This window comes from Desulfobacter sp., assembly GCA_028768545.1.
In the GTDB taxonomy this organism is placed as follows: domain Bacteria; phylum Desulfobacterota; class Desulfobacteria; order Desulfobacterales; family Desulfobacteraceae; genus Desulfobacter.
In genome coordinates this window covers 4,856,576-4,880,815 of record CP054838.1, presented here as the reverse complement: position 1 = coordinate 4,880,815, position 24,240 = coordinate 4,856,576, and the positions used below count along the sequence as shown (strand labels likewise).

At 49.3% G+C, this 24,240-nt stretch carries 22 protein-coding genes; 9 read left to right on the top strand and 13 right to left on the bottom strand.

What is annotated here, in order from left to right; all coding sequences use genetic code 11:
• The first annotated feature begins 30 nt into the window (after positions 1-30).
• The 3 genes from HUN05_23765 (at position 31) to HUN05_23755 (ending at position 2,208) form a co-directional block, all read left to right on the top strand.
• Positions 31-897, top strand: a complete 867-nt coding sequence (locus HUN05_23765; protein WDP87781.1) for an NAD(P)-dependent oxidoreductase — start codon at positions 31-33, stop codon at positions 895-897.
• Positions 898-909: 12 nt separating this feature from the next.
• Complete coding sequence (locus HUN05_23760) at positions 910-1,347, top strand: DedA family protein (protein WDP87780.1); 438 nt, start codon at positions 910-912, stop codon at positions 1,345-1,347.
• 159 nt (positions 1,348-1,506) lie between these two features.
• Positions 1,507-2,208, top strand: coding sequence for a queuosine precursor transporter (locus HUN05_23755; protein ID WDP87779.1), 702 nt, complete (start codon positions 1,507-1,509; stop codon positions 2,206-2,208).
• Between the two features lie 15 nt (positions 2,209-2,223).
• On the opposite strand, the gene HUN05_23750 is transcribed toward HUN05_23755, so the two are convergent.
• The 3 genes from HUN05_23750 to upp form a co-directional block, all read right to left on the bottom strand.
• Positions 2,224-2,445, bottom strand: a complete 222-nt coding sequence (locus HUN05_23750; protein WDP87778.1) for a hypothetical protein — start codon at positions 2,443-2,445, stop codon at positions 2,224-2,226.
• 111 nt (positions 2,446-2,556) lie between these two features.
• Positions 2,557-3,804, bottom strand: a complete 1,248-nt coding sequence (locus tag HUN05_23745) for a uracil-xanthine permease (GenBank protein ID WDP87777.1) — start codon at positions 3,802-3,804, stop codon at positions 2,557-2,559.
• A gap of 36 nt (positions 3,805-3,840) precedes the next feature.
• A complete protein-coding gene (gene upp / locus HUN05_23740) occupies positions 3,841-4,467 on the bottom strand; it encodes a uracil phosphoribosyltransferase (GenBank protein ID WDP87776.1) in 627 nt (208 codons plus the stop codon).
• Positions 4,468-4,595: 128 nt separating this feature from the next.
• Here upp and priA point away from each other — a divergent pair, with 128 nt between their 5' ends.
• Positions 4,596-7,019, top strand: coding sequence for a primosomal protein N' (gene priA, locus HUN05_23735; GenBank protein ID WDP88208.1), 2,424 nt, complete (start codon positions 4,596-4,598; stop codon positions 7,017-7,019).
• A gap of 17 nt (positions 7,020-7,036) precedes the next feature.
• On the opposite strand, the gene HUN05_23730 is transcribed toward priA, so the two are convergent.
• Positions 7,037-7,522, bottom strand: coding sequence for a hypothetical protein (locus HUN05_23730; GenBank protein ID WDP87775.1), 486 nt, complete (start codon positions 7,520-7,522; stop codon positions 7,037-7,039).
• Positions 7,523-7,719: 197 nt separating this feature from the next.
• Between HUN05_23730 and HUN05_23725 the strand changes: the two genes are divergently transcribed.
• Positions 7,720-9,294, top strand: coding sequence for a sigma 54-interacting transcriptional regulator (locus HUN05_23725; GenBank protein ID WDP87774.1), 1,575 nt, complete (start codon positions 7,720-7,722; stop codon positions 9,292-9,294).
• A gap of 63 nt (positions 9,295-9,357) precedes the next feature.
• On the opposite strand, the gene HUN05_23720 is transcribed toward HUN05_23725, so the two are convergent.
• The 9 genes from HUN05_23720 to prmA all read right to left on the bottom strand — a co-directional run bounded on the left by HUN05_23720 (position 9,358) and on the right by prmA (position 19,364).
• Complete coding sequence (locus HUN05_23720; protein ID WDP87773.1) at positions 9,358-10,677, bottom strand: anaerobic C4-dicarboxylate transporter; 1,320 nt, start codon at positions 10,675-10,677, stop codon at positions 9,358-9,360.
• 202 nt (positions 10,678-10,879) lie between these two features.
• The gene (locus HUN05_23715) at positions 10,880-11,680 is read right to left on the bottom strand and encodes a hypothetical protein (protein WDP87772.1); all 801 of its coding nucleotides are present in this window, start codon (positions 11,678-11,680) and stop codon (positions 10,880-10,882) included.
• Positions 11,681-11,866: 186 nt separating this feature from the next.
• Positions 11,867-12,631, bottom strand: coding sequence for a phosphoribosylformimino-5-aminoimidazole carboxamide ribotide isomerase (hisA, locus tag HUN05_23710; GenBank protein WDP87771.1), 765 nt, complete (start codon positions 12,629-12,631; stop codon positions 11,867-11,869).
• The gene (locus HUN05_23705) at positions 12,628-13,275 is read right to left on the bottom strand and encodes a membrane integrity-associated transporter subunit PqiC (protein ID WDP87770.1); all 648 of its coding nucleotides are present in this window, start codon (positions 13,273-13,275) and stop codon (positions 12,628-12,630) included. Before HUN05_23705 ends, hisA begins: the two co-directional genes overlap by 4 nt.
• Positions 13,272-14,357, bottom strand: a complete 1,086-nt coding sequence (locus HUN05_23700) for an MCE family protein (GenBank protein WDP87769.1) — start codon at positions 14,355-14,357, stop codon at positions 13,272-13,274. The genes HUN05_23705 and HUN05_23700 overlap by 4 nt, the downstream gene beginning before the upstream one ends.
• Before the next feature lie 15 nt (positions 14,358-14,372).
• A complete protein-coding gene (locus HUN05_23695; protein ID WDP87768.1) occupies positions 14,373-15,119 on the bottom strand; it encodes an ATP-binding cassette domain-containing protein in 747 nt (248 codons plus the stop codon).
• Entirely contained in the window at positions 15,116-16,225 is a 1,110-nt protein-coding gene (locus tag HUN05_23690) for an ABC transporter permease (protein ID WDP87767.1), read from the bottom strand. Before HUN05_23690 ends, HUN05_23695 begins: the two co-directional genes overlap by 4 nt.
• Positions 16,226-16,237: 12 nt before the next feature.
• Positions 16,238-18,328 (bottom strand): methyl-accepting chemotaxis protein, encoded by a 2,091-nt coding sequence (locus HUN05_23685; protein WDP87766.1) that lies wholly within the window; start codon positions 18,326-18,328, stop codon positions 16,238-16,240.
• Between the two features lie 112 nt (positions 18,329-18,440).
• Positions 18,441-19,364 carry a 50S ribosomal protein L11 methyltransferase gene (gene prmA, locus HUN05_23680; protein ID WDP87765.1) on the bottom strand — a complete coding sequence of 308 codons (924 nt, stop codon included), beginning with the start codon at positions 19,362-19,364 and terminating at the stop codon, positions 18,441-18,443.
• Between the two features lie 144 nt (positions 19,365-19,508).
• On the opposite strand from prmA, the gene HUN05_23675 reads away from it, so the two are divergent.
• The 4 genes from HUN05_23675 (at position 19,509) to HUN05_23660 (ending at position 24,236) form a co-directional block, all read left to right on the top strand.
• A complete protein-coding gene (locus tag HUN05_23675) occupies positions 19,509-20,678 on the top strand; it encodes an IS4 family transposase (GenBank protein WDP88207.1) in 1,170 nt (389 codons plus the stop codon).
• A gap of 94 nt (positions 20,679-20,772) precedes the next feature.
• Positions 20,773-21,690, top strand: coding sequence for a molybdopterin-dependent oxidoreductase (locus HUN05_23670; protein ID WDP87764.1), 918 nt, complete (start codon positions 20,773-20,775; stop codon positions 21,688-21,690).
• 159 nt (positions 21,691-21,849) lie between these two features.
• Positions 21,850-23,412, top strand: a complete 1,563-nt coding sequence (locus tag HUN05_23665) for a hypothetical protein (protein ID WDP87763.1) — start codon at positions 21,850-21,852, stop codon at positions 23,410-23,412.
• A complete protein-coding gene (locus tag HUN05_23660; protein ID WDP87762.1) occupies positions 23,409-24,236 on the top strand; it encodes a 50S ribosomal protein L11 methyltransferase in 828 nt (275 codons plus the stop codon). The genes HUN05_23665 and HUN05_23660 overlap by 4 nt, the downstream gene beginning before the upstream one ends.
• Positions 24,237-24,240 lie beyond the last annotated feature (4 nt).

Genomic DNA, 24,240 nt, shown 5'->3' with positions numbered 1-24,240 from the left:
AGAAAATTCAATTTAAATTAAGGAATGAAAATGAATATTCAAACTATCGGGTTTATCGGCCTCGGGGTCATGGGTCATTCCATGGCAGGCCATCTTCTTGACGCGGGGTATGCCTTGAATCTATATACCCGGACCCAGTCCAAGGCCCGGGACCTTGTCGAAAAAGGCGCTCTCTGGTCAGAGACTCCGGGGGATCTTGCGGCAGCATCGGATATGGTCATCTCCATTGTGGGATATCCTTCTGATGTAGAGCAGATTTATCTGGGGACTCAGGGCATATTGGAAAATGCCCGGGCCGCCACCATTGCCGTTGATATGACCACCTCGGATCCGGGGCTTGCTGAACAATTGTACAAGGCCGGGATGGAAAAAGGCATCCAGGTATTGGACGCCCCGGTCTCCGGCGGGGATCTTGGGGCGAAAAATGCCACGCTCTCCATCATGGTCGGCGGGGATGAGCCTGCCTTTGATGCTGCCCGGCCTGTTTTTGATGTCATGGGAAAAAATATTGTATACCAGGGCAAGGCCGGATCCGGCCAGCACACGAAAATGGCCAACCAGATCGCCATTGCAGCAGGCATGGTGGCGGTGTGCGAATCTTTGGCCTATGCCAAAAAATCCGGCCTTGACCCTGAAACCGTGCTCAAGAGCATTGGCCAGGGCGCAGCAGGATCATGGTCTTTGAACAACCTGGGCCCCAGGATCATAGATGAAGATGACCAGCCCGGATTTTTTATCAAACATTTTATCAAGGATATGGGCATTGCACGGGATTCAGCCAAAACCATGAACCTTGATACCCCCGGCCTTGATCTGGCCTATTCCCTGTACCGGGAAATGGCAGAAAAGGGATATGGGGAAAACGGCACCCAGGCCCTTTTCAAGCTGTTTCAATAGTCAGGATTTTTCATGACGGCTTTTGCAGGTCTCGGCCTTGGCGGGATGTTTTTATCCGCCTTTCTGGCAGCCACGATTCTCCCTTTGGGGTCCGAGGCCATTCTGGTATTATTGCTGGCCCAGGATTTTGATCCGGTTCAGGTGATCGGGGCGGCCACGGTTGGAAATGTCTTAGGATCTTTGGTCAACTATTGGATGGGGCTTGCGGGCAGTGAATGGGCGGCAAGGAAGATCTCCCAAATTTCGCCCGGCCAGGTTGAGCAGGCCAGGGCACGGTTTCAATCCTGGGGAACCGCAAGTTTGCTCCTGGCCTGGGTCCCGGTGATCGGAGATCCCCTGACCCTGGCTGCCGGCGGACTTCGGGTAAATCTTGGGGTCTTTATTTGTCTGGTAACCCTGGGAAAATTTTTTCGGTACCTGGTATTGGCCGGGGCAGTGCTCTCTTTTTAAAGGCGGGCTCCAATCCCATGTCTGATTTGTATCTACCTGAATCCTGCCAGATGATATTTGACATTGATTTTACACGGAAAAACTGATACTTACTGCTGTCTTGAGTATTATTTTAACCGGCGGTCACAGCACCCGCCTTAACAAAACTGGAGGTTTTCCTTGAACGAACTTTTCTGGCTGGCCATGCTGGCCGTCAATTTTGGCTTTATTCTGATTGCATATCGTTTTTTCGGCCGCATGGGCCTTTATGCCTGGGTGCCCCTGGCTGCCGTGGTGGCCAATATCCAGGTGATCAAGCTGGTGGAACTTTTCGGCATCACCGCCACCCTGGGCAATATTGTATATGCATCCTCTTTTCTGGTCACCGATATTTTGTCTGAGATTTATGGCAAAAAAGAGGCCCAGAAGGCCGTTTACCTCGGGCTTTTTTCCCTGGTGGCCATGACGGTTCTCATGAACCTGGCCCTTTATTTTACCCCGGCAGCAGATGATTTTGCCCAAAAAAGCCTGGAAACAATTTTCGGGTTCATGCCCAGGATCGCTGGGGCCAGTCTCCTGGCATATCTTTTTTCCCAGACCCATGATGTCTGGGCCTATGATTTTTGGCGGAACCGGTTTCCGGCTTTGAAATTTCTCTGGCTGAGAAACAATGCCTCCACCATGGTTAGCCAGCTTGTGGATTCTACGGTGTTTACCCTTTTGGCCTTCTGGGGGGTCTATCCGGCAGGCGTGCTGGTGGAAATCTTCTGGACCACCTATCTTTTAAAATGGGTGGTGGGTGCAGCAGATACTCCCTTTTTGTATCTGGCCCGGTATTGGTTTGACAAGGGGAAAATTCCAGGGGCCAGCCCTGGCAAATGAAAAAAGAGGATCTGGTCAGCAGGGTTTGGGGTCTTGGCTTTGGCGTTGTTTTGCCTTTTTTCTAATGAGAGCAAGGCGGGCGGCAAGCCTTTCATACGCATCTTCATGATCTAAAAGTTCCATCATGATCATGGGTTTGGTTGAATGGGCCGGCAGCCGGTCCCGGGTCTCTTTGATGAGAACCTCGATTTTGGCCATCTGGTTTTTTATCTCTTCTATCTCTTTTGCAAAATCCATTTTAAGGCTGCCTTTGATGATGGGTTGAGGCCTGGCTGATCCTATTTGATAAAAAAAATCCCCGGACACCTGTGTGGTGCCCGGGGATGAATCTATCTGATCAGAACCTGTTTACTCCCGGGATTTTGGCAGAACCAGGTTGAGTGTCACACCCAGAATACCGGCAAGACCGATGCCCTGGAGCTGGAACTGGCCTGCGGAAAAGCTCATGCCGCCGATGCCGAAGATGAGGATCAGGGCCACAATGGATAAATTCCGGGCTTCCATTAGATCGTCCCCGGAACGAACCAGGGTGTTGAGGCCTACTACCATGATGGCACCGAAGAGCAGGAGCATGATCCCGCCCATGACCGGTGTGGGAATGGTCTGGAGCAGGGCACCGAGTTTGCCCACAAATGCCAGGAGCATGGCTGCAATGGCCGCCCAGGTCATGATGGCCGGGTTGAACATTTTGGTCAGGGCAACCGCGCCTGTGACCTCTGAATAGGTGGTGTTGGGGGGGCCGCCCATAAAAGAGGCCAGGGAGGTGGCAAGGCCGTCTCCGAGCATGGTGTTCTGGATACCGGGATCTTCAAGATAGTCCTTGCCGGTGACGTCGGATATGGCGACCACATCCCCGAAATGCTCAATGGCCGGGGCAATGGCAATGGGTACCACATAAAAGATGGCTTCCAGGTTCCACTCGGGCAGAACAAAGTCCGGCATGGCCAGCCAGGCTGCCTTGCCAATGGGAGAAAAATCAACAAATCCGAAAAACAGGGCCAATCCATATCCCACGGCAATGCCGCAGAGAATGGGAATGAGGCGGAGCAGTCCTTTGCCCAGAATGGAGACCAGAATGGTAGTGCCCAGGGCGCAGAGTCCCACGGTCATGGCCTGGGCCTGGGGAAACAGAACAATGGCGCCGTCCCCGGTTTTTCCCATGGTCATGTGCACGGCAACCGAGGCCAGGATGAGCCCTATGACCATGATGACAGGTCCTGTGACCACCGGCGGCAATACCCGTTTGATGATCCCGCTTCCCTGCCAGCGGACCAGCAGGCTTAAAAGAATATAGACCACACCTGCTGCGGCCAGGCCGCACATGGTTCCGGGGATGCCCCAGGTTTTAACTCCGTAGATGATCGGAGCGATAAAGGCAAAGGAAGAGGCTAAAAATACAGGTACCTTTCCCCGGGTGACCACCTGGAAGACAATGGTCCCCAGTCCTGCGGTGAACAAGGCCACATTGGGGTTGAGTCCGGTGAGCAAAGGAACCAGAACCAGGGCACCAAAAGCCACAAAAAGCATCTGGGCACCCAGGAAACAATCTTTAATCTGGAAGTTGTATTCCGTTGAGGATGGAGAGGTCTGGGGCATTGTAATGATTTTCCTTTTTATATGTTAGGGTTGATATTATTTTGTTCCGAAAATTTTATCGCCGGCATCCCCCAGTCCGGGAAGGATGTAACCGACTTCGTTGAGACATTCATCCACACTGGCCGTATAAATATCCACGTCCGGGTGTTTTGCCTCGACCTTGGCGATTCCTTCGGGAGCTGCCACGAGAAACAATCCCTTGATCTTTTTGCAGCCCGCCTCTTTGAGCAGGTCAATGGTGGCAATGAGGGTGCCGCCGGTGGCCAGCATGGGGTCAAGAATCAGGGCGGTCCTTTCCTCTAATGCGTTGGCTGTCTTGAAATAATACTGGACCGGTTTGAGGGTTTCTTCATTTCTGTAGAATCCCACCACAGAAACCTTGGCCGAGGGAATCAGATCAATCACCCCGTCCATCATGCCCAAACCTGCCCGCAGGATGGGAACAATGGTGATTTTTTTCCCTTTTATTTTTTCAATTTCCACTTTTCCGGCCCAGCCCTCAATGACTTTTTTTTCAACGGTAAGGTTTTTGGTCGCTTCATAGGTCAGCAGCCTGGCCACTTCAGAGGCAAGCTCTCTGAAATCCTTGGTGCTGATATCCTTTTGTCTCATAAGTCCCAGTTTATGTTTGATGAGAGGATGGTCCTCTACATATACAGCCATAACGCCTCCTTAATATTGTTACAAATTTTAGCAAAGTATATCCTGCCAGGATTATTAGACAGGGGGTTTTTAGTCAAGAAAATTAGTCTGATGTTGAAATTATTCCTTTTTTGTGCACAATAAAGCCCATGGTTGTCTGTGATTACATTGATGTCAGTGTTACCCTGCCTCTTCACCAGAGTTTTGTATACAAAATTCCCCAATCTTTAAAGGCGGATGCAGCCGTTGGAATGCGGGTCCTGGTGCCCTTTGGCCGCAGACGAGTGACCGGCTATATCATCGGAGAACAAAAAGACTGCGGCCCGTATAAGGCCAAAAAAATTATAGCCCTCATGGATGACCATTCCCTGTTTTTTGAAACGGATATTCCTTTTTTTAAGTGGGTCTCTGATTATTATATTCATCCGTTGGGGGAAACCATAAAAACAGCGCTGCCCTCAGGCCTTGACAGAAAGGATGTCGCTTGCGTTTTTGCGACCCCGGCAGGCCAGGATGCCCTGGCCAAAGGACGGCTTTCTGCCAAAGAGGCGGACCTGATCAACAGGTTAAACCCCAAACAGGGATCGGCCTTGAAAACCCTTGTCAAGTCTGATCCGGGCCTTGCCTCCCTGGTTCGGAAAATGGAAAAAAAGGATCTGGTGGCGGTTTCTGTGGTGTTAAAAAAGGAAGCTGCAGGCATTAAGCTGGAAAAATTTATTTCTCTGGCAAGGGATCTGCCGGGAAAAGATATCCGCATGTCTCAAAAACGGCTTGCCATCCTCTCCATTGTCCGGCAGGCAGGTGAAATTTCCCTTACAGGGCTTAAGGTGAAGATTCCCACAGCCCCTCGGCTGATTCTGCCCCTGGCCGAGGCAGGCTACCTTTCCATTGTTGAAAGGCGGGTACTCAGGGATCCTTTAGGAGATCCTGTGGAACCGGATACTCCGCCGGACCTTAACCCGGAACAGGCCCGTGTGGTCGACCAGGTCCAACGATCAGGCGATCAGGGCTTTTTACCCTATCTTTTGTCCGGGGTGACAGGATCGGGTAAAACCGAAGTCTATATGCGGCTGGTGGCCGATGCCGTGGCCCAGGGCCTTGGGGCAATCGTTCTGGTGCCTGAAATCGCTTTGATCTCCCAGACCGAGCGGCGGTTCCGGGCAAGGTTCGGAGAAAAAATCGCCGTGATTCATTCCATGCTCACCCATGGGGAGCGCCTGGATCAATGGCGCAGGATTGCCCTTGAAAAGGTGAATATCGTGATCGGGGCCCGGTCTGCGGTTTTTGCCCCCCTAAAAAGAATCGGGATCATCATTGTGGACGAAGAGCATGATACCTCCTATAAACAGGAATCAGGATTAAGGTATAATGCCCGGGATCTTGCCGTTGTCCGGGCCAAAATGCATCATTGTCCCGTGGTTTTAGGATCTGCCACCCCTTCGGTCCAGTCTTACCAGAATGTGATTGCAGGCAGGTTTGTTCTGCTTGAACTCAAAAAACGGGTCAACAACAATCCTCTGCCTGAAATTACCCTGGTGGATATGAAAAAATACAAGGACTGCTGGGGAACGGACCGGATCATTACTCCGGAACTTGGCAGGGCGATCAGGGCCTGCCTGGAAAAGGGAAATCAGGCCCTGATTTTTCTCAACCGGCGAGGGTTTGCAACCTTTCCTGCCTGCGGCTCCTGCGGCAAAACGTTGCAGTGCCCCCATTGTGATGTGACCATGACCTTTCACAAGGGGGCGGATCATTATAAATGCCATCTTTGCGGCCATACCTTGGCGGCCAATATCCGCTGTCCTGAATGCCGGACAGGCAAGCTGAAAAATTTCGGGTTTGGTACGGAAAAGGTTGAATCCATGCTCAAGACCATGTTTCCCGATGCCAGGCTGGCCCGGATGGACCAGGATTCAACCGTTAAAAAAGGCAGTGCCCTTCGTCTGCTGAGGCAGATCCGGAATCGGACAGTGGACATTATTGTGGGCACCCAGATGCTGGCCAAGGGCCATGATTTCCCGTCCATCACCCTGGTGGGGGTGGTTTGTGCCGATCTCAGCCTGAGTCTGCCGGATTTCAGATCCGGAGAACGGACCTTTCAGGTTTTGGCCCAGGTGGCCGGCCGTGCCGGCCGGGGCAAGGCGCCGGGGCAGGTGATCATGCAAACCTATAACCCGGATCACTTTATCATTGAAGCCTCCCAAAAGCAGGACTTTGAAGCCTTTTTCAATGAAGAGGTGCCTTTTAGAAAGGCCTTGATGTATCCGCCTTTTACACGGATGATTCAATTAAAGATTTCAGGTAAAAACGAAAAAAAGACCGCAGCCCACGCCTTTTTGGTGGCCAAGGTGCTTGATCGTTTGAATACCGGAAGTTCCCCGGTTCAGATACTCGGCCCCATTGAGGCGGCCATTCAGAAAATTTCGGCAAGATTCAGGTGGCAGATCCTCATCAAAAGTGTGTCTGCAAGACAGATTCATGCCATGGTCTCTGCCATGGCAGGCGATCCTGAGATTTCCAGGGTCAAGACAGTATCCATTGGCATTGACGTGGATCCTTATTTCCTCATGTAATGGGGGGCACCCTGGCATCATACATAGAGTTTGTTGAAAAACAAATAAGGACCTAGATTGTCAAAATGTTCCTTTGAGGTGAATTCTGCGGTGAGGTATTGTCCGTTCTTGGCAAGGATCCGGACATCTTTTTGCGCCACAGACTGTTTGGCATCATCCAGAACAAATTCCAGGCTCAGGCCTAAACCCGGCAGAAGCTTTTGACCGATATTGGTTTTGAGGGTCAGGCCGTTGGAATTGAGCCGCTTGATTACCATTTTTCCGGCACATTGGATATGGCCTCTTGCTGAAAAGGTACCGGCCAGGCAAGTGGCATTCTTGCGGCTGGATTTTTTTTCAAGAATGACCATAAAGACATGGCCGCACTGACAGGTATATTTTACCCGGGTGTGCCGTTTGATCAGTTTATATTCGGACAATTGAAGGGTTTTGGTTCGTCTGCATTCCGGGCAGGTAAGCTGGGCCGTATCAAGACTGCTGATTGTTACCCGTTGTTTCATCATAATTTCTCCTTGGCAGTATGTTAAACTTCGTCACAACCCTATGGAATTCATTTTTTGTGCCAAAGCGTAATTATATATTGATATTATTGAAATCATTATATATATTAGTGTAATGCTTAAATATAGACAATTTGTCGTCAGTGTTTTGCTTTTATTTAATATGTTGCGGTTATATTTAACTAATAAGGTTTTATTTCATGAATGATAAAGAGCGCCGTCCCAGTCAACTGGATTATGAATTGTTCAAGGAACTAGACCCTGATGCCCTTCAGAAAAAATTCCCTGATGCCCTTCAGAAAAAATTCCTTGATGCCCTGTTAAAAATTCAAAATGTCCAGCGGGGATCCATCTGGATAAAAAAAGAGCAGACCTATGTCTGTGTAGAGGCCGCAGGAGCCGAGAGTGAAACCATCAAAGGGGTGGTGCTGGAGGCAGACCAGCCCTCCATTGTGGGCTGGGTGATTGAAAATTCAAAGATGACCATTGCCCAAACCGGAAGCGATCTGCGCCATAACAAAGAGGTGGAAGAAAAATTCTCGGTAAAGTCCAGTCAGATTCTTTGTTTTCCGTTATTCCTTATGGAAAAAGAGGTCTTTGGTGCGGTTCAGATTATTGATACCACCCCTGGCAGAACCCGCTTGAATTTGGACAAGGAATATCTGGATCCCCTTCAGAATCTTGTGGATATCTGTTCCATTGCCATGAGCAACGCCATTTTATATTCCATGGAAAGGAAAAAAGCCCGTCACCTGAAATCTGCCTTGTCCCGGGTCAAAAAACAAAATACCATCATCGGTCAGAGTCCCATGTTCCATAAGAGTATGGAGCTGGTCAAAAGCTATGCAGATACGGATTTCCATGTGTTGATCACAGGGGAGAGCGGCACGGGAAAAGAGCTTGTGGCCGAACAGGTTCACAAAAAAAGCAGCCGGGCAGATCAGCCTTTTCTGGTTCAAAATTGTTCTGCCATTCCTGAAACCCTTTTGGAAAGTGAGTTATTCGGCTATAGAAAAGGGGCCTTTACAGGGGCCACCCGGGATAAGGCCGGACTTTTTGAGGCTGCAGATAAGGGTACGGTTTTTTTGGATGAAATCGGTGATATGCCCATGACCACCCAGGCAGGCCTGCTTCGGGTGTTGCAGAAAAATGAAATCAAGCCCTTGGGATCCACCAGCGTCCGGCATGTCGATGTCCGGATTGTTGCGGCCACCAACAAGGATATCAAACAGATGATCTTGGAAAATAAGTTCCGTCAGGATCTCTACTACCGGCTGTCGGTGCTCCCGGTTCACCTGCCCCCTTTAAAAGAGCGGCGGGAGGATATCCCTTTGCTGGTCAAGCATTTTCTATACAAGGAATCATGCAAGGCCAATATTTCTGAGAAAAAAATGGTGCCCGAAGCCATGCAGCATCTGGTGGCGTATTCCTGGCCTGGGAATATCAGGGAGTTGGAAAATTTGATCCGCTATCTCATGGTGACCACTCCCGGAGAGTATATCCAGCCCATGAATTTGCCTGATCATATTCGAGACCCCCTGCCGGGCGATGCACAACCCGGTGTCGGACCGCTGGAACTGCCCCCTGCGGCAGACAATGAATTTTTCATGGATCTTTCCCAAATGACCTGGCCCGGCCTGGAAAAAGTCTATGTCAAAGCCCTGATGAAAAAGTATAATTGGAATATTACCTGGGCGGCCAGGGCCTCTGGCATTAACCGGTCTACCTTTGCCTCAAGAATGCGCAAACTGGATATACGCAGGAACCAGCCCTGATTTTTTAAAAAAAATCATCAAGGATAACACCGCCGGCATATTGCCGGCGGTGTTTTTTTAGGATTAAAAAGAGGAGAGGGCCATGGACAGAAAATATCCTGTTATGGTGGCGGTCCCCACCCCGATGACTCCGGGGATCATAAAACTGTGGTTCAGGACATATTTGCCGATTGCAGTGGTGCCGGTGCGGTCAAAGCTGATGGCCGCCAGGTCGCTGGGGTAAAAGGGAAAGAAAAAATAAGCATAGCATGCAGGCAGCACTCCCAAAAGGACTTCCGGGGGGATGTTGAGCACAAACCCCAGGGGCAGCATAATGGTGAGCACGGCTGCCTGGCTTTTGAGAAAGATGGAGACAATGAACATGGCAAAGGCAAAGGTCCAGGGCCAGGCTTCCACCATTCCTGAGACCAGGTTGATCAGATAGTCCTTGTGAGCACCGATAATGGTGTCCGAGAGCCAGGCAATTCCGAATATGATGAGAACCGCCACCATGCCCGCATTAAACACATTGGAAGATGCAATGGCTTTGGGATTGAAATTGGTGGCAAAAAGAATGATCGCTCCCACGGAAAGCATCATGAACTGGATGGCTACGGACATGCCCACACCCTGGGGTAAAAGTGTCTTGGAAAACAGGGCCACGATAATAACGCATAAAATTCCGGCCAGAAAGATGAAAAGTCCCTTATGGGCCATGGGCCCGATTTCTATTGGGCTTCCTTCTTCTATATCGCCCCTGACCTCTCTTGCAAAATCAGGGTCTTTCATTTTTTCCTGAAAAGTCTCGTCTTTGTCCAGATCTTTGCCCCGTTTCAGGCTCCAGGCAGCAGAGACCAATACCCCGATCAAGGTGGCCGGGATGGTTATTTTTAATACATCCACAAGCCCTATGTCCAGGCTGTTCTCCACGGCAGTGGCCATGACCACGGCGGCTGCAGCGGCAATGGGACTTGCCGTAATACCCATCTGGGAGGCAACCGTGGATACGGCAAGGGGGCGTTCCGGTCTTATCCCCTGTTTATAGGCCACGTCATAAATAACAGGAAGCAGGGGGTATACAGAATGGCCCGTGCCCACCAGGACGGTGAGGCTGTATGTGCATAAAGGACCTAAAAAGACTACGTACTGAGGGTGGTTACGCAATAGCTTCTCCGCATATGCCACCAAAAGATTCAGCCCGCCCGTGGCTTCCAGAGTGGCCGAGGCGGCCACAACAGCCAGGATGATCAGCATGACTGAAACCGGGGGTGCGCCCGGCACGATGCCGAAACCAAATACCAGGACGGATACACCCAGTCCGCCCAAGAGGCCAAAGGCAATCCCACCGTAACGGATGCCGATGAAAATGATGATCAACAGTAAAAGCATGTGAACCCAGAACATGAATTTTCTCCTTGAATAATAGAAACTAAGATGATTCCGTTGTTTTGAATAACGACCTTAGCTTTGAGTATGAAAAATTGGGGATTAAGTCAAGCAAGGAGGCATGTTTTATACCGGGAAAAAACAAAGGGAGACCAAGGCCTCCCTTTGTCAATATTGTCTCTGTGTTATAGAGGTTACAAGAACTTTAGGTTATGGGGGATTATCCCAAAAGATCAATCAGTTTCTTTTTTGAGTCGTTGGAGTGGTTCAGGGCATAGATCTCGGCCTGTCGCATGGCTTTTGCCTGATTTAAAAGTATGGATTCTTCGGCCAGGTCGGTATCACGTATCTGGGATTCAGCAGCCATGAGATTGATCCGGCTGGTGGACAGATTGTCTATTTCAGAGAGGTATTGGTTTTGGACAGATCCGATTCCTGAGCGTGCCTGGCTCACCTGGTCAAGGGCCTGATCCACCACCGTCAATGCCTCCTGGGCACCTTGGGCAGTGGTGATGTCAATATCTGCCAAAGTTTCTGCCCCGCCGGAGCCCAGGTTTGAGGGGTCCATTGAGTCCATGTTCAGGTTGCCCTGGCTGAAGGTCCCGTCCAAAAGGGTCTGGCCGTTGTAAGAGGTGGTCTGCGCAATATCCTTTAAGGCGTTTAAAGATCCCTGAATGTCGGACTGGATGGCCTCAAGGCTTTGGCCTGACTGGAGCCCGCTTGCCGCTTCAATTGTTTTGGTTCTGATATTCTGGAGAATATCAGACATTTCTCCCAAAGCCCCTTCGGCGGTCTGTGCAATTGAAATGCTGGCGCTGGCATTTTGAATTTCCTGGCCTGCGGCCTGGTGCTGGCTTTTTAACCGGTCAGCAATGGTCATGCCCGAAGCATCATCCGAGGCTGAATTGATTCGTTTGCCCGTGGCAATTCGCTCAAGGGAATCTGACAGGGACTGATGGGCTTTATGGGTCTGGCGGACAGCCCCCAGTGCCGATGTATTGGTATTTATGGTAAATGACATGGCACCTCCTTAATGTTTGAAAGAAAAGCAAACTTGTTCTTTATCATATCAAAATACATTGATAATTCAAGGGATTATTCCAAAGAGGGTGTGGCCGCTATTGTTCCCCAGGGGCGGTTTTATGGACCCTGTTTCCATGGATTGGGTTTCCATGGATTGGGTTTCCATGGATTGGGCGTTTCGGGATCAGGCATTTTTTCTATGCCAGTCCACCACGGCTTTGTAAGGGATGCTGCCGCCGAATATGTCCAGGGCAGAGCCGATGGTCAGGTCCACCCGGTTTTGTCCGATAATTTTGACCTGGTCCAGGTCTGAAAAATTGCTGGCCCCGCCGGCATAGGTAACAGGTATGGGGCTGTGACGGCCCAGAAGAGAGACCAGATCCGACTGGATGCCCTGCATTTTCCCTTCCACATCCACCCCGTGGACCAGGAATTCATCACAAAATGAAGAGAGATGGTCAAGGGTTTTAGGGGTGATGGCCAGGGTGGTGAAATTTTGCCACCGGTCTGTTACAATCCAGAAATTTTTGTTCTTATACCGGCAGCTTAAATCCAGTACCAGCCTGTTTTTTCCAACGGTATTCACCAGAGTCTGAAGTTTGTCCATGTCAATTTGCCCCCGGGAAAAGACATGGGAGGTGACAATGACATGGGAGGCCCCGGCATCCAGAAATTTTTTTGCATTATCCGGGGTGATGCCGCCGCCGACCTGGAGGCCTTGGGGATAGGCCTTGAGGGCTGAAATAGCGGCATGGGTGTTGCCCGGGCCTAAAGCGATCACATGACCGCCTGCGAGCTGGTCGTTTTGATACATCCGGGCAAATTGGTCCGGGGATCCTGTGCTTTCAAAATTGGTGACAATATTGTCCTGATCCGTGTCCTGGAGTGTTGAACCCACGATCTGGACCACCTTGCCATGGCGAAGGTCTATACAGGGGCGAAATTTCATTTTATGCTGTCCTTTTCAGCCTGGATACCGGCATCTGTCATGTCCTGGAAAAATTGGTTCAGAATTTGAGTCAGCCCCTGGCTAAGTCCCTTAACAAATGCCTCGGGAGCTGATTCTGTCATGGGAATGACAGCCCTGTAGGTTTGAGTGATCACGGGTTTAAACCCCTCTTTTTCATTGTGTTCAAGAAAAAGGCGGATGGTGACCATGGCTTTGGGGTCCTGATCATCCTGAAAATCTGCATACAGGTCAATGATTTTTCCCCGGAGATGATATTGAATCGCATCCATGGCGTTCTGGGAGGGTGGCGAAAAGAACCGGGAGGCATAGAGGTCTTCTTTGATTTGTTCGGTGACCATCCGCGCCGGAGGAATCATATAGACATGGTAAAAATCAGATGAAAACCGGTTTTTACCGATCCTGTAGGAAAAAGAGGAGGTTTCAAACTCAGGAGAAATGTCCAGGGATTTGACCCATAGACTCTCACCTGTTTCAGGGGCCTGGGCTTCTGCCTGTTTTGAAGCTGCTGTCAGGCGAAACCTCTCTTTTTGGGGGAAATCGTTTTTAATGCTGCAGCCTGAAAAGAGAAATGCCAACAGGGCTGCAAAAAGAGCCAAGATGATTTGGTTTATCGGTCTGTTCATTTTAACTGCTCCCTGGCAAAATTGGCATTTGGGGGATGCTCCATGAGAAGCCTCCCTGGATACTGCTTGAGCTCCAGGCTAAGCTGGTTAAGGTTTTCCGATGTATATTTAAAGTTTTCAACCGCCTTGTTTAAAATATCCGAGTTGATCCATACCATGGTTTCCAGCATTTTTGATGTTTTTTCCATGCTTTGGAGCATTGTATCCATCCGTAGGCTGAGGCTTTCCAGCTTTGGCCCGTATCCGTCTTCAAGGGCCGTTGTCATCCGGGTGACACTGGATGCTGCTTTTTCAATGTTTTTCAAAGAGTTGCCCACGGGTTGTTTTGCATCATGGAGCATGGTTTTTAAATGGGTAAAAGAGTCTCCTGCATCGGCCACGATCTGCTTTATCCGGTTTGATTCCATGATCTGGGTGACTTTTTGATTGGTCTGGCGTAATTCTGTGAGCAACCCTTCTGCCTGGTCTGATATCTGGGCCATGTTCAATGCATTGACTTTTTCGTTCAGTCCTTTTATCAGCCCGGCCAGATCCGTGCCGATTCCCTTGATGTTCAGATCTGTCAGAGTGTCCATGAGCTGGTTCATGGCATCCCCGATCCGTTTCATGTTGCTTTTTTTAGAGGGCAGGTACAGGTTTTCAGATTCCCAGGTAATATCCAGCAGCGAGGCCTGTCCCTGGTAATCGGTTTCCAGATAGGCAGCCCCTGTCAGCCCTTTAAATGATAGTTTAATGGACAGGCCCTGGTCAATGGCCTTTTTCATCCTTTCTGCCGCATCCTTTCCAGTCTGTCCCACATAGCAGTCTTCGGAAAGGCTAAAGGTGACCAGCACATAGTTGGACGGGACATCATATACTTTGGCCGGGGTGGTAATGGATTTGACCGTGCCGATTCTCACCCCCTTGTATTTGACTTCCGATCCAATATCCAGGCCCTGGACTGATTCGTCAAAACAGGTTTCAGCTAAGGTTTCTATCTTAAAAAACTGGCCTGCGCCAAATGCTATGAGCATGGCTGCGGTCAGGGCAAAGGCCAGAATCATAAAAAGACCGAGTTTGAAAAAATGAGGCTTTTGGGTCATGGCTGGCGTCCTGTTTTATAACTTTCGATTGAAAAAATTATACACATAAGGGTTGGCTGGATCCTGTTTTAACTTCAGGGGATCTCCCTGGGCAATGATCCCTTTTGTTTCTTTGCCCAGCATGATGGTACGGTCGGCAATGCTCAGAATGCTCTCCAGTTCATGGGTGACAATGACAAAGGTGATGTTCAAAGAGGCGGCAAGTTCCAGGATCAGTTTGTCCAGCCCTGCCGAGGTTAGAGGATCGAGTCCGGCCGATGGCTCATCTAAAAACAAGATGGCAGGGTCCAGGGCCATGGCCCTGGCAATGGCCGCCCTTTTTTTCATTCCCCCGCTGAGTTCGTCGGGCAGAAGGTTGGCCCCCTGCTCCAGGTGGACCAGGCTGAGTTTAACCCGGGCGATGGCCTCGATGGCGTCCATGGGCAGGGATGTGAATTCCTTTAAGGGGAGCATGATATTTTCGAGCACGGTCATGGATCCGAAAAGGGCCCCGTTTTGAAAGGCCACCCCTATGGATCTGAGCAGCTGGTTTTTTTTATCCCCTGCTGCCGTAACCATATCTTGCCCATTGATCAGGACCTGGCCGGATATGGGGGGGATGAGGCCGATCATATGCTTGAGTACCGTGCTTTTACCGCACCCGGATCCGCCGAGGATGACAAAAATTTCCCCTTGACGGATATCAAAACTGATATCTTCCATGATGGCGGTTTGGTTGTATCCGGCATAAAGATGCCTGACCTGGATAAGAGTTGGATTCATACGCCTAAATAATAGTAAACAATTGAAAAAATACCATCAAACACGGCAACCAGAATAATCGAGGAAACCACGGCCCGGGTGGTTGAATCTCCCACGGCCGAAGGGCCTCTCAGGGTCTGGTATCCCCGGATACACCCGGTGGCTGCAATGAGCAGGCCGAATACAAAGCATTTGACCAGGCCGCCTGTGAGGTCCTGCCAGGTGACGAAATTGACCACCTGGTTGTAATAGGCAATCCAGGGATAGCCAAAGGAGATGATGACAAGGGCGCCGCCCAGGATACCGACCAGGTTTGAGAACACAGTGAGTAACGGGGTGATCAGGGTGGCCGCAATCACCCGGGGAAGGATGAGAAACTTGACAGGCTCCATGCCCATGACGGTTAAGGCGTCAATTTCCTCGTTGATTTTCATGGTTCCGATTTCAGCTGCAAAGGCGGATGCGGATCTTCCGGCCAGGACAATGGCGGTCATCAGCGGGCCAAGTTCCCTGACCATGGCAATGCCGATGAGGTTGGCCACATAGATTTCCGCTCCGAACATTTTCATGGGAATGGCCGCCTGAAAGGCCATGACAAGTCCTAGGATAAAAGAAATCAGGGCCACAATGGGCAGTGCATCCACGCCCGAACGTTCTGCCACCATCCAGGTCTCTGCCCAGCGGATGCTGGAAGGGTTTTTAAGGCTTGTAACCAGGGCCCAGGTGATTTCACCGATAAAGGTGATAAATATTTTAACGTCTGCCAGGACAGCGGCTAATTTTTCCCCGGTCCGGGAAAGCTTTGAAACAGGTCCTTTCTCAGGTGTTTGGACCTTGTATGACTGGGCTGCCATTTTAAGCAGGGGGGAAAATTCTGTTTTTAAACCCAGGATTAAAACGCCCTTGTTCATGGTGGCGCCCAATTGATTTAAATGGGAGATAAAAGTGGCGCCGGCCATGTCCAGATAGTCAACAGCTTCCAGGTTGAATTTGATTTTCTGGGAATTTGTTTTTTTTAAAACATCTAAGGCCTTTTTCCAAAGGGATGCAACCCCGGGGCCGTCCAGGTGTCCTGAAAAGGACAGGGTCAGTGTATTTGTTTCAGTCTCAATGTTGAGGTGAGGCAAAACATCCTTTCCTTAAATTTTAAAGCGGGCCGCTGTCTCTTTGAGGTTGGTTGCAATTTCGGCAAGTTTGCCGGCATTTTCGTTTATTTTTTCACTGTTTATAACGATTTGGTCTGACATATCACTGATGCCTGACACATCACTGGCCACTTGGCTGGCCACATCCGATGTTTCACTAATACTTGAGGTGATATCCTGGCCTGCCTGGGACGCGGTGTTGATGTTGACTGAAATTTCCCGGGTGGTTGCGGACTGCTCTTCAATGGCCGCAGCAATGGTGGAGGACAGATCATTGACATTGTCCACGATTCCTGCCACATGGGTGATGATATCCACGGTCTGGGCGGTTTCGGTCTGGATTTGCTTGATTTCCTGCTTGATCTCTTCTGTGGCGGCCGAGGTCTGGGTGGCCAGTTCCTTGATTTCGGTTGCCACCACGGCAAAGCCTTTGCCTGCCTCTCCTGCCCTGGCAGCTTCAATGGTGGCGTTCAGGGCCAGAAGGTTGGTTTGCTCTGAAATCTCAGTGATGGTCTGGGTCACCTTGCCGATGGCTTCTGTGGCTTGGGCCAGGTGATTGACTTTTTCATTGGCCGTCTGTGTCTGGGCCACGGCCTTGTCAGTGGTTTCCCTTGAGGTTGCCGTGTTTTTCGAGACCTCTTCGATGGTGGCGGTCATCTCTTCTGCGGCTGCCGCCACCGTGCTCATGTTCTGGGAGGTTTCTTCCATGCCCATGGCAACGGAGGCCATGGCATTGTTCATATCGCCGGCCGCACCGGCCACATGGGTGGATTTGTCCGACGCATTACGGGCGTTCTGGGACATGGTTTCCGACACCTCGGCAAGGTCGGATGACGCCCCTGAAAGAAGGGTGATACCCGAGCTCAGGTTTTTGATCAGCTCTCCCACATTTTGGGCGATTTGGTTAAGGTAATTGACCAGGTCGCCGAGTTCGTCATCCCTGGTAATGTCAAGCCTTGAGGAAAAATCTCCCTGGGACAGGTTCTGGGCAAAGGCAAAACTTTTATTGAGTACGGATAAAATTTGGCGAATGATGATAAAGGCCAGAATTGCACCGGCAAGTATACCGCACACGGCAATCACGATAAGAAGGATACGGGCCTGGTTGAAACTGTGATCTGCCAGGTCCCGGTCTTTGCCCAGGCCTGTCTGGCTGGCATTGACCAGGTCCGTCATGATCTCTGATGTTTGATCCAGGGCGTTTTTCCCCTGGGTTCTGGAGAGTTCAAATGCCTTTGAGTTGGAGTCCTGGGCGGCCAGTGCCGTTATTTTTTCACTGACTGCCGCAAATTGGTTGAACAGATCTTGGGCAGCCAGAAATTCTTTTTGGTATTTCTCATTGATTTGTGATCCCAGGGTTTCAAATTCCTTGGACACAGGGTCTTTTAGTTTATTTATTTTTTGTATCAGGGTTTGGGTTTTGGCATTGTCTCTGGACAGGATAATGGCCTGTTCCGTGTTCTCAAGTTCACGGATGGCCGTTAAAAGACGAGCCGACCGTTTCATTAATTCACCCACCTCGGCCAAGAGCATGGAATCAAACAGCTGGGTGGCTTCCAAAAATTCTTCTTCATACCCCTTTAAAACGATTTCAACCTGATCTCCCAGGGAGGTGATCAAGGGACCCGCCTCATTGGCAGCCATTTGTGCGGCTTTAAAATTGGTGTTGGCCATGGTCAGGCCGTATATGGTTCTGTGAACCAACATGAACTGGGAAAAGGCGGTTTCAAATCGTTTTAATTTTTCTTTTTCGTCTGAAAGGGCAATGGCAGATAGTTTTTTGCTTTTGTCCTGGATCCGTTTTTCAGCGGCTGCAATGAGGCCGGCATAGGTTTTCATCTCAGTTTCATCCTCTGAGATGAGCATGTTTTTTTCAGATCCTGAGATGAGGAGCAGGTCTTTTTCGATGCTGGTGGCTAAAATGATTTTTTCAGCGGAAATGTTAACGATTTTGGTGATTTGTCCTCTTATGCCTGACAGCTTCCACAATCCAACGGCACTGATGAGCAATGAAATAAGGATAAAAATAAGTACCACAGAAGAAAATTTTATTTTCAGGCTGATCTTTTTTTGGTTACTGGCCATGCCGATGCCTCCGACTCATTATTTGATAAAACAAATATTGATTTAATCATATATGGTAGAATGAATCAAGAATCCATCCCATAATATGTTTCTTTAAATTTAGGGGGATGTTTTAATCTTTTTTCCGGCAGACCACCATGGCAACCCATTCTTCCTGGTTTTGCTCTCTGACAATGCACAGGTTGCAGGCCTCTAATGCCCTAAGAATGTCCGGCCGGCGTTCCTGGATAATGCCCGAAAGAACCGCAATGCCGTTGACGGTCATTCTTTTTTCTATCTCTTCAAGGATGTCTACAATGACCTGGGCAATAATATTTGCCACGACAAGGTCGTAGGCCTGGACCAGGATCTGGTCCAGGGTGGTGGCGGCCAGGGTAAAAACACTAGGTTCAATCTGATTTTTTTCAAGGTTTTTCCGGGTGATGTCCACGGCCAGAGGATCGGTGTCAATACCTGTTAACCTTCCTGCCCCCAGTTTTGCCGCGGCAATCATGAGAATGCCGGACCCGCAACCGACGTCCAGGACCTTTTGTCCCGGTTCAAGGTGATTGTCCAGCATTTCAAGGCACATGGCGGTTGTGGGGTGGGTGCCGGTGCCAAATGCCATGCCAGGATCAATGTGGATGACAACTTCTCCCGGGGCCGGGGTATGGTCTTTCCATTCGGGTTTTACCACAATCCGATCCGTGATCCTTGTAACGTTGAAATAGGATTTCCAGGCATCGGCCCAGTCCTGCTCATCAACAATTTTAATGCGGGTGTTGACCTGGATGTCGAAGCTCGCAAGATCATCCAGTTTTTTTTGAATTTTATCCATAATCAGGTCCGAGGCATCCATGTCCGGCAGATAACCGACGATGGCATTTTCTTTCGGCAATTCCAGGGTTTGGGTTCCGAATCCTTCATCCGGTTCAGGTATGGGAATATGGCAGACCACCCCTTTGAGATTAAAGAAAAAAAATACATGGCAGATCATTTCTTCTGCCAAAGGGATGTTGTCCGTATCAAACTGGGCGGTCATTTTTCTGAATTTCATGGGGTTAAGTCTTTCTCAGTAGTGTCCGGTTAGGTTGTTGCATATAAAAAGCATCTAAAATCATTGAAAAAACAGTCTGTTTTGTGTTGACAAATGTGCGTAAAAATTTTTGTGCGCCTTGAAAATTTAACTCAAGGAGCTCAAATGACGCACATCTCAGTCCCTAAAAAACAACTACGGTCCCTGAACTTTGACAATTTCAGGTGCCCTCTGATAAAGTCACTTTCAAAAGCACCGGAATTACAATCTCGAGGAGACCGCCCTTTAAAAATGACATTCGAAGACCAGATAAATGCTTTGGTTTATTTCCATCTTCAGGAGCACAAGTCTGCCCGACATTTAATTCAGGATCTCAAGGAGAATGTTTTTGCTAAAGAAAATATTGCGCCAGACGGTGGTATCAGCCGTAGTAGTTTCTGTGAAGCCATCAATCACAGGGGACTCGAACAACTGCAATTTATCTTTGAGGATCTTTATAAACAGGCTCTTGAGTGTCATCCGGGTGAACACGCCGAGTTAGGAGAGTTGGTTTCCATTGACGGTAGTCTCATAAATGCAGTCCTTTCAATGCACTGGGCGAACTACAGAAAAGGAAGTAAAAAAGCCAAAGTACATTGCGGATTTGACATTAATCACGGAATCCCAAACAAAATCTTTTTGACTGAAGGCAACGGCGCTGAACGCACTTTTGTTCCCAAAATACTTTCCAAGGGGCAAACAGGTGTTATGGATCGTGGATATCAATCCCATAAAGAATTTGACCTGCTTCAGGAGCAAGGCAAACATTTTGTCTGCCGTATAAAAACCAGGACAACAAGAACAATTATTGATAACCACGAGACCCCTTCCGACAGCTACATTTTTTATGATGCACTGGTTAAACTTGGTACTCCGAATCAAAACCAGACGAAAAGGCCTGTTCGGGTTGTTGGCTATAAAATTGCTGGCGTCAAATACTATGTGGCAACTGACAGGCATGATTTAACAGCGGAACAAATAGCAACAATTTATAAACTCCGGTGGACCATTGAGGATTTTTTCAAATGGTGGAAAGAACATCTGAAGGTATATCATCTCATTGCCCGCAGTGAATACGGCCTTATGGTTCAGATTCTTGGCGGCCTTATCACTTACCTGTTACTGGCAATCCATTGCCAAAAACAGTTTAATGAAAAGGTCACGATCAAAAGAGTTCGGCAGCTGCGAACCGCCATTCTAAATGACCTGTTTGGCTGCGAGGAGCAGGGCTCTCATAGTTCAAACAGGGACAATATTGTCAAAGATCAAAAAATTATTGAGCAAGCAAAAACCTAACCGGACATCACTGAGTCTTTCTTGAATTTTATTTAAAAAAAGATTATTTTGCATAAATTTTAGAATGTCAAATTTAATTTTTTAAGGCAGGAGTATGACCAGGATAAAAATCAGACATGCAGTCCGGGGTATTCTTCTGTTTTTATCCCTCTATATTCCTCTTTTGGGGGGTGCCTGGGCAGATCCCGGAGTCAAGGTGATGGGGAGTGAATCGGCATGGCCCGGGTTTGAATGGGTGGGTTTGGAGGATCTGTCCCCCTTTGCAGAAAAGTTTAGAACAAGGGATCCTAACTTTGCAGATGAGGGTATCACAGAGTATACCGGTGTCCGGATTTCCAAGATCATAAAATTGGCAGGGCAAGATAAGGATTTTGGCGTGACCATTATCGGCGCTGACCAATATGTGGGATATCTGCCCGGAGAATTTCTGGACAAAGGGTTTTTAGTCTGGGAAATGGCAGGAAAGCCCATTTCAGAATTAAACGGCGGGCCTCTGAAAATTATGTTCAAAGAAGATGCCGGGATCCACACCTCCTGTTATACCTGGTATGTAAAGGCTCTGGTTGCAGGCCCGGTCCGTCAGGCCGAGATTACCCTGATTTTTGGCAAAGAAATACAAAAATTTCAATGGGATGCGCTTTTGTCACAGGCGGTCATATTGGATCGGTCCATGCTTTCCATTGCCCAGGGATGCCGGAATGAATTTAAGGGCCTGTCCTCGCCTGAAATTATCAAGGCCGTCCCGTTGTCCTATTTTTTATCAGACTATAGTTTGAACAACAAAATTCAGTCTGTTCAATTGTTGCCTTTTGCAGGGCCGAGTGTAACCCTGGGGCCGGATGCCTTGGATTATCCTATGTTTGTTCTGGTCAGCTGTGACAATCAAAGGCTTCACCCTGCTCTGGGCGGCCCTTTTTCTGTTGTTTTCCCCGTTGAAGCCTATCCGGCGCTCTACGGGCTGGTGCCTGAATCCGGCGCCCTTTTTTTTCTTGAAAAGATAGTTGTTAATTAAGATATGTTTTCTCCCAAGACCCTACAAACAAAATTGCTGGTCTCTGTCTTTCTTATTGTTATCCTTACGGTCTCCTCAATTACCGGCCTGGTGATTTACAGCGAAAAGAAGCGGTACCAAACCAATGAACTGGATCAGATTTTTTTTAAAGCAGATGCCATGACAAAACGGCTGGGCCACCTCATCTACGGCAAAAATTGGCGGTATCTGATGATGACCCTCTCCAATGCCCAAAAAGCAGATCCGGCCATGATTTATTTTGCCGTCACCAATACCCGGGGCAAGGTGCTGGCCTCTGATGACAGCACCCTTGTGGGTCAGGATGAATTGAACCTGACCCGGATCATTGATCCTGGCCATCCCCTTTATTTTAAAGAATTGTCAATTCGGGGGAAAGAATCCCTGGGCAAATGCCGGATCTTTTTGTCCAGAGACAGCCCCGGGATCGGGGGCAAGCCGGTGCAGGAGAAGAAAAGGCAAGATGCGGGTGCCCTTATCTTTGAAGCGGTTTATGATATTGTTTATCTTGGAAAGCACATGGGGCAGTTCCGGGCCGGGTTTTCCCGGAACGAGATGAATCGGCATCTTTTAATTCTCTTGGGCGGAATGCTGGGTACGGGACTGGTGGTCCTTTTTGCCATCCTTGGCATGATTTATCTGGTGATCCGCAGGCATATGGTCCCGGTTGAAACCTTTCTCCAGCATATGTCCGGACTGGATTTGACCCGGGAAGGCCTTGGGTTCAAGGAAAGCCTGTTTGCTGTCTCTTTGGAGGACAAGCCCGGTGAAACCAGTGATGTCAGGCAGCTCAAGCAGGCCTTTGCACATATCAGAGATCAGTTTTCTCTGGCATGGGATCAATTGGATCGTCATAGAAATAACCTGGAGCAGATGGTGGCAGAGCGCACCCTTGAACTCAACAGCTCCAATGCCCAGCTCAGCCGTCAAATCCAGGAGAGAAAAGAGATCGAGTCAAGGATGCTGACAGTTCAGAAGCTTGAAGCCATCGGGACCCTGGCCGGCGGCGTGGCCCATGAGTTTAACAATTTATTTATGGCCATTTCAGGGTATGCTGCATTGATTCAAAAACAGGCCCAACCCGGTCATTCCACTATTGAAAAAGCCGAAAAGATCCGTCAATTGGTGGAAATCGGTTCCCAATCGGTTCAGCAGCTTTTAGGGTTTGCACGGAGCGGAAAATATGCCCCCGGCCCATTGACTCTCAATGAGATTGTCATGGGTAATCTGAGTATGTTATCCAGCAGCCGAAAAGAGTTAACCCTTAAAACCGATTATTGCCGGGATCTGTGGACGATCCATGCAGACCGCTCCCAGATGGAACAGGTGGCAATGAATCTTTTACTGAATGCCGCAGATGCCATGCCCGGGTCCGGAACCATCCGGGTGAAGACCCGCAACCTGAAACTTGAGCGATTTCAGATCTCTTTGGACGAACAGGTGAGTGGGCAGTTTGTGATGTTTTCGGTTCAAGATACTGGTCCTGGAATTAATCCTGAGCATTTGCCCAGAATTTTTGATCCTTTTTATACCACCAAGGAGATTGGGAAAGGGTCCGGCATGGGGCTGGCCTCGGTGTTCGGCATTGTCGAGAATCATGGCGGTTTTACCACGGCAGAAAGTGAGCCGGGCAAAGGCAGTCTTTTTAGTGTATATCTGCCTGCCGCCATTGAAGCAGGTTCCATTTCCAGCGGAGAAAAATGAAAAACCCATACGAGCACCTCCATATTTATAATTTTGATGTCATTCCTGAACTCACAACCCGGGTGGAAGCCCATTCTGCCTACCTTGGCACCTGGGAAGAGGACGGCACGGCCTTTTTGTTTTTTTCCCAACCCGCAGATGAGGTCATTGTAGATCTTGAGGCCCGTAATCCCGGGGCCTGTCTGGTGGAGCATTATGAGATGAGTTGTGAACAATGGCATGGGGACCGCATCGAACCCTATCAGGTCGAGTCCCTGTGTATTGCCCCGCCTTGGGAACGGATGGCCAGGTCGGATATGGGCACGGGGTCAACAGAAATTCTTCTGGACCCGGGCGTGGTCTTTGGCACCGGCCGGCACCAGACCACAGAAGATTGTCTGACCCTGATCCACAGGTTTTTTTCAAAGGGGGTCATAGGGCGGATGGTGGATATCGGCACGGGCACGGGCCTTCTTGCGCTGGGGGCTGCCGCCTTAGGGTGCGGTCAGGTCCTGGCCTGTGATTTTAACAGGCTGGCCGTGGAAACCTGTAAAAAAAATATAGGATTGAACCGGTTTGAAGATCGGATTCTGGCATTTCAGGCCCGGGGAGAGGATATGATTTCCATCCCCTGTGACCTGTTGGTGGCCAATATTCACTATGATGTGATGCAGCACATTATTGCCCATCCCGGATTTTTGGAAAAACCTTGGTTTATCCTGTCCGGGCTGTTGAACTCTGAAACCCGGAAGGTCGTTTCAGTTTTAAAGGACCTGCCGGTTCAGATTGTTGAACGCCGCTGCCCTGACGGGATATGGAATACCATTTTAGGAAAGCAGCAATAATTCA

Coding starts and splice junctions, on each gene's coding strand:
- HUN05_23725 (WDP87774.1), top strand. CDS start 7,720: ATGAATGATAAAGAGCGCCGTCCCAGTCAACTGGATTATGAATTGTTC.
- HUN05_23685 (WDP87766.1), bottom strand. CDS start 18,328: ATGGCCAGTAACCAAAAAAAGATCAGCCTGAAAATAAAATTTTCTTCT.
- HUN05_23700 (WDP87769.1), bottom strand. CDS start 14,357: ATGACCCAAAAGCCTCATTTTTTCAAACTCGGTCTTTTTATGATTCTG.
- priA (WDP88208.1), top strand. CDS start 4,596: ATGGTTGTCTGTGATTACATTGATGTCAGTGTTACCCTGCCTCTTCAC.
- HUN05_23760 (WDP87780.1), top strand. CDS start 910: ATGACGGCTTTTGCAGGTCTCGGCCTTGGCGGGATGTTTTTATCCGCC.
- HUN05_23730 (WDP87775.1), bottom strand. CDS start 7,522: ATGATGAAACAACGGGTAACAATCAGCAGTCTTGATACGGCCCAGCTT.
- HUN05_23660 (WDP87762.1), top strand. CDS start 23,409: ATGAAAAACCCATACGAGCACCTCCATATTTATAATTTTGATGTCATT.
- HUN05_23720 (WDP87773.1), bottom strand. CDS start 10,677: ATGTTCTGGGTTCACATGCTTTTACTGTTGATCATCATTTTCATCGGC.
- HUN05_23765 (WDP87781.1), top strand. CDS start 31: ATGAATATTCAAACTATCGGGTTTATCGGCCTCGGGGTCATGGGTCAT.
- HUN05_23705 (WDP87770.1), bottom strand. CDS start 13,275: ATGAACAGACCGATAAACCAAATCATCTTGGCTCTTTTTGCAGCCCTG.
- HUN05_23675 (WDP88207.1), top strand. CDS start 19,509: ATGACGCACATCTCAGTCCCTAAAAAACAACTACGGTCCCTGAACTTT.
- HUN05_23715 (WDP87772.1), bottom strand. CDS start 11,680: ATGTCATTTACCATAAATACCAATACATCGGCACTGGGGGCTGTCCGC.
- HUN05_23745 (WDP87777.1), bottom strand. CDS start 3,804: ATGCCCCAGACCTCTCCATCCTCAACGGAATACAACTTCCAGATTAAA.
- HUN05_23665 (WDP87763.1), top strand. CDS start 21,850: ATGACAAAACGGCTGGGCCACCTCATCTACGGCAAAAATTGGCGGTAT.
- prmA (WDP87765.1), bottom strand. CDS start 19,364: ATGAAATTCAGAAAAATGACCGCCCAGTTTGATACGGACAACATCCCT.
- HUN05_23750 (WDP87778.1), bottom strand. CDS start 2,445: ATGGATTTTGCAAAAGAGATAGAAGAGATAAAAAACCAGATGGCCAAA.
- upp (WDP87776.1), bottom strand. CDS start 4,467: ATGGCTGTATATGTAGAGGACCATCCTCTCATCAAACATAAACTGGGA.
- hisA (WDP87771.1), bottom strand. CDS start 12,631: ATGAAATTTCGCCCCTGTATAGACCTTCGCCATGGCAAGGTGGTCCAG.
- HUN05_23670 (WDP87764.1), top strand. CDS start 20,773: ATGACCAGGATAAAAATCAGACATGCAGTCCGGGGTATTCTTCTGTTT.
- HUN05_23695 (WDP87768.1), bottom strand. CDS start 15,119: ATGAATCCAACTCTTATCCAGGTCAGGCATCTTTATGCCGGATACAAC.